Raw genomic sequence first — 1,152 nt, forward strand, 5'->3', positions numbered from 1 at the left:
CGGCGTTTGATCTCGCGGTTGATCCGCTCCAGCGGGTTGGTCGACTGGATCTTCTTCCAGTGCCGATCAGGGAAGTCCGCGAACGCGGTCAGGTCCTCCTTCGCCTCCAGGAGCATGGCCCTGACCTTGGGGAACTGGCGGCCGAGCATGTCGGCGACGGTGTCGAGCTGGGCTCGGACGGCTGCGGCGTCAGGCTGGGCGAAGATCGTGCGGATGGTCGCGGCCACCATTTCCGCGGAGTCCTTCGGGATCACCGCGAAGGCGTTGCGCAGGAAGTGAACGCGGCATCTTTGGTAGCCGGCGCCGAGCGTGACTTTGCGCACGGCCTTGACCAGACCCGAGTGGTGGTCGGCGATGACCAGGCGGACCCCGTTCAGGCCCCGTTCGCGCAAGGAGCGCAGGAACTCGCTCCAGAACGCCTCGGTCTCGCTGTCGCCGACCATCAGTCCCAGCACTTCACGTCCGCCGTCCTCGGTGATGCCGGTGGCGATGACCACGGCCTGGGACACGATCTGGTGGTTCACCCGGGCCTTGCAGTACGTCGCGTCCAGATAGATGTAGGGGAATCGGGTGTGGTCCAGCGGCCGGGTGCGGAAGGCGGTGAGTTCGGCGTCCAGTCCGGCGCAGAGCCGGGAGACCTCGCTCTTGGAGATCCCGGTGTCCGCACCCAGGGCCCTGACCAGGTCGTCCACGCTGCGGGTGGACACTCCGTGGACGTATGCCTCGACGATGACGGCGTAAAGGGCCCGGTCGATACGGCGGCGGCGTTCGAGCAGGCTGGGGAAGAAGGTGCCGGAGCGGACCTTGGGGATGGCCAGGTCCAGGTCTCCAGCCTGCGTGGTCAGTACTTTGTCGCGGTGACCGTTGCGCCAGGTCGTACGGGTCTCGGCGTGCTCGCCGGGCTCCGCGCCGATGTGGGCGGTGGCCTCGGCCTCGATGAGTTCCTGCAGGATCCGCTGGGCCAGGACCCTGATCAACTCGATTCCGTCCGCCGTACGCAGTGACTCCATCAGCCGGAGTAAGTCATGCTGGGACAAGGCCATCGCGTCACCTCTCTCAACGAGCTTCGCTACTCGGAGAGTTGCGCGATGGCCGCCTCATGACCAGGGGCTATGCGGAGATCCCTGCTACACCACTCGGCGGGACACCATC

The 1,152-nt window shown here is 66.4% G+C and carries 1 protein-coding gene; it reads right to left on the bottom strand.

Translation table 11 applies throughout. The features are described from left to right. Nucleotides 1-1,043: IS256 family transposase (locus tag ABZ457_RS30635; RefSeq protein WP_359164348.1), on the bottom strand; the 1,043-nt coding region annotated here is incomplete at its 3' end. Nucleotides 1,044-1,152: the final 109 nt, after the last annotated feature.

It is taken from the genome of Streptomyces sp. NPDC005805 (genome assembly GCF_040630445.1).
Classification (GTDB): domain Bacteria; phylum Actinomycetota; class Actinomycetes; order Streptomycetales; family Streptomycetaceae; genus Streptomyces.